The sequence below is a fragment of the Bizionia gelidisalsuginis genome (assembly GCF_008086185.1).
GTDB classification, from domain to species: domain Bacteria; phylum Bacteroidota; class Bacteroidia; order Flavobacteriales; family Flavobacteriaceae; genus Bizionia; species Bizionia saleffrena.
On sequence record NZ_VSKN01000014.1, the window covers coordinates 62071 to 68822 of the forward strand.

Annotated in this window: 7 protein-coding genes and 1 pseudogene; 5 read left to right on the forward strand and 3 right to left on the reverse strand. The window is 34.4% G+C overall.

Annotated elements, in window-relative coordinates; translation table 11 throughout:
* Positions 1-74 precede the first annotated feature (74 nt).
* From ES677_RS10830 to ES677_RS10845, 4 genes are all read left to right on the forward strand, one after another.
* Positions 75-2441 (forward strand): TonB-dependent receptor, encoded by a 2367-nt coding sequence (locus ES677_RS10830; RefSeq protein WP_394349296.1) that lies wholly within the window; start codon positions 75-77, stop codon positions 2439-2441.
* A gap of 3 nt (positions 2442-2444) precedes the next feature.
* Positions 2445-3260, forward strand: coding sequence for a DUF4249 domain-containing protein (locus ES677_RS10835; protein WP_148381250.1), 816 nt, complete (start codon positions 2445-2447; stop codon positions 3258-3260).
* 273 nt (positions 3261-3533) lie between these two features.
* Positions 3534-4364 carry an N-acetylmuramic acid 6-phosphate etherase gene (murQ, locus tag ES677_RS10840; protein WP_148381251.1) on the forward strand — a complete coding sequence of 277 codons (831 nt, stop codon included), beginning with the start codon at positions 3534-3536 and terminating at the stop codon, positions 4362-4364.
* Entirely contained in the window at positions 4342-4575 is a 234-nt protein-coding gene (locus tag ES677_RS10845; RefSeq protein WP_148370655.1) for a DUF6095 family protein, read from the forward strand. Before murQ ends, ES677_RS10845 begins: the two co-directional genes overlap by 23 nt.
* Before the next feature lie 218 nt (positions 4576-4793).
* On the opposite strand, the pseudogene ES677_RS15670 reads toward ES677_RS10845, so the two are convergent.
* The 3 genes and pseudogenes from ES677_RS15670 to ES677_RS10855 all read right to left on the reverse strand — a co-directional run bounded on the left by ES677_RS15670 (position 4794) and on the right by ES677_RS10855 (position 6461).
* Positions 4794-5390: pseudogene (locus tag ES677_RS15670) on the reverse strand (ISAon1 family transposase).
* Positions 5391-5741: 351 nt separating this feature from the next.
* Positions 5742-5936, reverse strand: a complete 195-nt coding sequence (locus tag ES677_RS15955) for an ISAon1 family transposase N-terminal region protein (protein ID WP_449374893.1) — start codon at positions 5934-5936, stop codon at positions 5742-5744.
* Between the two features lie 15 nt (positions 5937-5951).
* Positions 5952-6461 (reverse strand): transposase, encoded by a 510-nt coding sequence (locus ES677_RS10855; protein WP_246124500.1) that lies wholly within the window; start codon positions 6459-6461, stop codon positions 5952-5954.
* A 49-nt stretch (positions 6462-6510) separates the two neighbouring features.
* Here ES677_RS10855 and ES677_RS10860 point away from each other — a divergent pair.
* The coding region (locus ES677_RS10860; protein ID WP_148381252.1) for an ISAon1 family transposase N-terminal region protein at positions 6511-6752 on the forward strand (242 nt) is incomplete at its 3' end.

Genomic DNA, 6752 nt, shown 5'->3' on the forward strand with positions numbered 1-6752 from the left:
TAATATTTAGAAATGCTTAATAATTTAGGGCTTTTTCATTATTTTAGTATTCATAAAAAACAACCTAAATCGTGATAAAAAAACTTCTTATTCTTTGCTTTACTTGCTTCTCTTTTCAGCTTTATGCACAAGAAAGATTTACATTAAGCGGTTCTGTTTTAGAAGAAAATAGCAACGAAACCCTTATTGGCGTAAATATCATTTTCCCTAATGAAAGAGTTGGAACTATAACTAACGAATACGGCTTTTTCTCGATAACAATGCCTAAAGGAGAGTATGAAGTTGTTATAAGTTACTTGGGGTATAAACAACGTATCGAAACCATTATCTTAGACCAAAACATTTCACAAACATTTACTTTAAACGAATCTTTAGAAAGTCTAGACGAAGTCATTATTACTGAGAATGTTGAAAAACTAAACATAAAAAACCCTCAAATGAGTGTCAATGCATTGAGTTCTTCTACCATTCAACAAATTCCTGTTGTGCTAGGCGAGGCCGATGTGATTAAAGCAATCACCTTACTTCCTGGCGTTACTAGTGCCGGCGAGGGCGCCTCTGGATTTAATGTTCGCGGTGGTTCTGCGGATCAGAATTTAATTCTTTTAGACGAAGCTACCATATTTAATTCTTCCCATTTATTCGGTTTTTTCTCGGTTTTTAATCCTGATGCCATTAAAGATTTAAAACTCTATAAAGGTGGAATTCCTGCGCGCTATGGCGGTCGCGTATCATCAGTACTAGATATTTATCAAAAAGAAGGTAATAACAAATCTTTTCAAGCTAATGGTGGTGTGGGTTTAGTGTCCAGCCGACTCTTAGTTGAAGGACCTCTTAAAAAAGAAAAAGGCGCTTTCCTATTAGGAGGAAGAAGTTCTTATGCCCATTTATTCCTTCCTATTTTCGATATAAATAACATCGCTTATTTCTACGATCTCAACACAAAGTTAAGCTATAAATTAAATAGTAAAAATAACATTTATTTATCGGGATATTTTGGTCGCGATGTATTTAGTATTTCCGATAGCTTCGAAAACACGTATGGTAACACCGTTGTAAATTTTAGATGGAACCATCTATTTTCAGATAAAATATTCAGTAATATGTCTTTAATTTATTCTGATTATTATTATGGTCTTAACCTAAATTTTGTGGAGTTCGATTGGCAGTCGGGCATATCAAACCTGAATTTTAAATACGATTTGAAACATTATGTAAGCAATTCTTTAAAACTTCAATATGGATTAAACAGTATGTATTACAGTTTTAACCCTGGAGAGATAGAACCTTCTACCCCTACTTCTGGTATTAATGCTCAAGATTTAATAAAAAAATATGCTTTCGAAAATGCAGTGTACGTAGATGCTGAACATAAAATCTCTAATAAATTAACGGCGTCCTATGGCGTACGACTAAGTTCGTTTTTAAGGTTAGGCCAAAAGGAACTTAACATCTATGAGAATGATAACCCCGTTGTCTTTAATCCTAATTTCCAGATTTACCAGCAAGCTAAAACTATCGGCACCGAATCATTTAACCAAAGTAACACTATAAAATCTTTTGCAAATATAGAGCCTCGTATAGCTTTAGCTTATCAGCTTAACGCCACATCATCAGTAAAAGCGAGCTACAATAAAATGAGTCAGTATTTACACTTATTGTCAAACACATCATCCCCTACGCCTTTAGATGTATGGGCGCCTAGCGGAAAATATATTAAACCGCAATTACTCGATCAATATGCTATTGGTTATTTTAAGAATTTTTATGATGACGCCTATTCTTTAGAAATAGAAACCTATTACAAAGACATCAAAAATAGAATAGATTATATAGACGGCACCAATTTAATCGCAAACGACGCCATCGAACGCGTTATTTTAAATGGAAAATCCCGGGCCTACGGATTAGAACTTCTATTAAGAAAAAATGAGGGCCGCTTGAAAGGCTGGCTATCTTACACACTTTCAAAATCCGAACAAAAAACAGAGGGCCGAACACCTATAGAAACCGGAATAAATAATGGAAATTGGTATAATACGCCTTACGATAAAACCCACGATATATCTATTACAGCAAGCTACGATATAAACAAAAAATGGTTATTAAATGCTAATTTTTTGTTTCAAACGGGCCAGCCAACGACTTATCCAAACGGGCAATATGTTTACAATGGCATTAGTATCCCTAATTATAGCGATCGTAATTCTACACGCTTACCTAGCTACCACCGTTTAGATTTGTCGGCAACTTACACGCCAAAACCGAATAAAAATGAAGGTTGGCAAAGCAACTGGGTGTTTGGTATTTATAACCTGTATAATAGACGTAATGCCGCGTCTATTTCCTTTGGAGAGAATAGAATTACAGGAACAAACGAGGCCACTCGCCTAGCCATTTTCGGTATTATTCCATCTGTTTCTTACAATTTTAAGTTTTAAATTATGAAAAAATTAAGTCTCCTATTTGTACTTCTTATTAGCACGTTTTCTTGCGAAGATGTTATAGATATCCAAGTCCCTAAAGCCGAACCCAAATTGGTTATTGAAGCCTCTATTAATTGGTTTAATGGTACCGCCGGGAACGTGCAAGAAGTTAAACTCACTCAATCAGCACCCTATTTTAACACTACTATTCCGCCGGCAAACAATGCCATTGTAACCATTACAGATACCGCAAATAACACATTCTTTTTTACTGAGGAAAATAATAGTGGTATCTATAAAAATTCTACTTTTATACCTGTTATAGATTCAGAATATACCTTGAATATTACTTATAAAAATGAAGACTATACCGCCACCGAAACATTAACGTCTGTTACGCCAATAGATTATATCGAACAAAAAAATGAAAGTGGATTCTCAGGTGAAGATATAGAAATAAAAGCCTATTATACAGATCCTGAAAATCAAGAAAACTACTATTTCTACGAATTTATTACAGATATCGCCATTATACCAACATTAGAAGTCTACGAAGATGAGTTTTTTAATGGCAATCAAATATTTGCCTTTTTTTCAGAAGAAGATTTAAAAGCTGGAGACCAACTCAAAATTCGTAATTACGGAATATCAGAACAGTTTTTCGTTTATATGACTGTTCTTTTACAGCAAAGCAACCAAAGTGGTGGTGGTCCATTCCAAACACAACCAGCAACCGTACGCGGTAACTGCATAAATGTAACCAAGCCAGATAATTTTCCTTTAGGATATTTCAGACTTTCACAGGCCAACGAATTAATTTATACCGTCGAATAATCATTACAAGTTCAAATTGATTTATACCATTTTTTCATAAGGATTTCTAGCGCAAAACGTACTACATCATCCCACTGTAATATAATCTAAAATTAGATTGTACTTTAGACATCATTTGTCTATTAACTAATTCATTAAAAATAATTTGGGCGTTACCCGGCAGGTCGTGTCTTCGCAAGTCGCTTCCCGATACCAATCGCGAGAGCTTCAACAATTGCTCAACCACTAACGCAAAACATCAAAAAATTGAGCTAAATAGTGTATTTTTGAATTATGGATTTCATTAAAACTACCGAAAAAGAGTCAAACTATAATCATCTCGAAAAGATGAGTGTTCAACAACTTCTTACTAGCATTAATAAAGAAGATAAAACCGTTCCGTTAGCTGTAGAAAAAGCAGTACCTCAAATTGAATCTTTAATTGATCAGGCCGTTTTGAAACTTAAAAACGGGGGACGCATTTTTTATCTAGGTGCAGGAACTAGCGGAAGGTTAGGTATTGTAGATGCCTCAGAATGCCCTCCAACATTTGGAGTCCCACACGACTTAGTTATTGGTTTAATAGCTGGCGGTGATATCGCTATTAGAGAAGCTGTAGAGTTTGCCGAGGATTCTAAAACCCAAGGCTGGAAAGACTTGCAAAAACACAACATTACTGAAAATGATATTGTTATCGGTATAGCTGCCTCGGGAACGACACCTTATGTTATACACGCATTAAAAATCTGTAATGACCATAAAATTACTACAGGCTGCATTACTTGTAATAAAGACAGTCCCTTATCTCAAGCAGCTCAATTCCCTATCGAAGTTATCGTTGGTCCTGAATTTGTTACAGGAAGTTCAAGAATGAAAGCTGGAACAGCCCAAAAGTTAGTCCTAAATATGATTACTACTACCGTAATGATACAATTAGGAAAAGTCAAGGGGAATAAAATGGTCGATATGCAACTTAGTAATAATAAGTTAGTTGACCGTGGCATAAAAATGATAATGTCCGAATTAAATATTTCACGAACAGAGGCTCAATCACTTTTAGAACACTATAAGAATGTAAGAGCATCAATTGAAGCCTATACCAATGGAAACAAAGAGAACAAATAAAGATATCCTTGTTAAAGGAGTAAAAAAAATAGCTGTAGCCATAGCCTTTATGTTTATTGGCCCATCCATCTTATATGTTGCCTTCAGTAATCAAGAAAAGCCATTATATATCCCTTTACTTATTCTTGGAGGTGCGGTGTGTATCGCTGCAATCATTTTTGCATTTAAAGGATTAAACACTATTATGGATAGCTTATTCCATAAAAAATAACTTGTACTACAACTTAAAATTGAATAGTTAAGTTATAAATATTTCAAATTATTAAAAGATTCTAACCTATAAAACTTAAATATCTAATTTCAAGAATTTATCTCAAGACTAAGGAGAGCCACTTAATGCTACCAATTAATTACGTTCTTCTCTTCGATCTTTCGATCTGGGTTCAAGAATAAAACTTGTGGAATTTTAGGATTAAGCAGAAATAGTAGTCAGTTGTAAAAGTTGACGTTTCTAACTCCTCTAAATTGGACTCTAAACGCTTTTATTTTTGCATTGAAAGGTTCTGCTGATGCATTTGTGCTTCTGTTGTCAAAGTAGTTTATTATGTTTTGGTAGTGTATAGACATGGTTCTGGATATGGTATTAAAGCTTTTAAATCACGCCTTTCTTACTTTCTCATCCCATTTAGCTAAACGTGCTAGTGCCGAAGTTTTATCTTTTGTGTGATTAAATATCCATGATAAATTTTGACATAACTTATATGCCTTTTCTAAATCGGGACACTTTTCAAAAAGAACTTCTGATCTTTTTGATTGATTTTCAGTCCATTTACGACTGGGTTTATACAGTAAGTATCTACTTCTGGCCAATAGTTGCTTTGTTGTATCAACGTTAGATAAAACTTCAGGATTGCATTTTAATGCTTTATTTCTAGTCTATTCTATGTCATCATTTTCAGCGTTAAGAGCTTCCCATCTGTGTTTGATTCTAATTTCTTGCAATGCATCTAACGCTAGTTTTTGGATATGGAAACGGTCTATAACCAAAGTGGCGTTTGGGAATGTTTTTTTTACGATAAGCCACATATTAGCCGCCAAATCCAAAGTTACTTCTTTAACCTTCTTTCTTTTAGAGGCATCTTGTGGAGTATTTTTATAACTACATCTGCCTTAGTTCCTTTTACCATAGCTATTATCGCTCCTTTATTTCCTTTTGCATCTTTATTGGTTAGAATGGTATATAAATCAACGTTGGAAAAAGCGGTCTAGTCTAAAGAAAGGTAGCAGCCGATGTTTTTAGGAAACAACATCCTTTGTTCTGCGTGTGACTTTTGACTCCAAGCATTGAAGTCGCTTAAATAATCTTTGTACTGCCTTTGCAGACTTCTAGGGTTTACACCATAGAATTTAGCTACTATTGCTGTGCTACTAGCATTATTACTTATAGAGTTCTTTTAAAAAATCAGCGAAATCGCTGGTAATTCTAGTTCCTTTTGCTACTAATTGCCAGTTTCTTATAACTATTTTACCCGTAGTAGGATTGATCCATCTACGCCGCGTTATGTGTAGAAACACATTATTGCCTCGTATTCTAAAATCCCGCACAATAGCTTCTGGAAAGAAACGGATCATTCCTAAATGTTGTGTTTAAGCAAAAATAGTAGTCAATCTAAAAAGGAAAAATTCTATATTTTTGACACCTCTAAATTGTGTTCTGAAGGCTTTAATTTTTGCGTTAAAGGATTCTGCGGATGCATTTGTGCTTCTATTTATGAAGTAATTTAAAATTGATTTGTAGTTAATATGTATTGTGTTAGCTATAGTATTGAAGGCTTTAAACCCAGATTTCTCTACCTGATTATACCAATGTGCTAATTTTGTGTATGCTATTTTAATTGAACTGGCTGTATTAAAGAGAGTTCGAAGTTCTTGCGTTAAGTTGTGAGCGATTTTAATATCTGGATATTCATTAAATAATATCTTGCTTCTTTGATACTGATTTTCTGTCCATTTAGATGGTGCTTTGTAAAGTAGATACCTGCTTCTTGCTAGAAGTTGTTTTCTTGTATCGCCATTAGTAAAAATCCGTGGTTGATAGCCTTTTTTAAATGCCCTAGCTTGTTTTATTTCTTCGTTTTCAAGATCTATTGGGATCAAACGTAAAACTTGGGGAGAAACTTTATCTTTGACAAAAACAGATTAGATCTTGGATATAAAATTAGCACAGTATTTGTTACCGGAAGGCGTTATGGATTATTTTGAAATTGTAGACCATAAATCATCAGAAGGTAAGGTTCATTTTTACCTAGAAGAAAAGAACTTGCTGCCCAAGGAGTACCAATCAGAATTAGCGCAATCCAAAGGCTTCTTGCCTGAGATAACCGTTGAAGATTTCCCTTTAAGAGGCAAATCGGTACTGCTCCATATAAAGCGTAGACGATGGACTCT

Excerpts from the sequence above, each read along its gene's own strand:
- ES677_RS10835 (WP_148381250.1), top strand. The coding sequence starts at position 2,445 with ATGAAAAAATTAAGTCTCCTATTTGTACTTCTTATTAGCACGTTTTCT.
- ES677_RS10845 (WP_148370655.1), top strand. The coding sequence starts at position 4,342 with ATGGAAACAAAGAGAACAAATAAAGATATCCTTGTTAAAGGAGTAAAA.
- murQ (WP_148381251.1), top strand. The coding sequence starts at position 3,534 with ATGGATTTCATTAAAACTACCGAAAAAGAGTCAAACTATAATCATCTC.
- ES677_RS15955 (WP_449374893.1), bottom strand. The coding sequence starts at position 5,936 with ATGATCCGTTTCTTTCCAGAAGCTATTGTGCGGGATTTTAGAATACGA.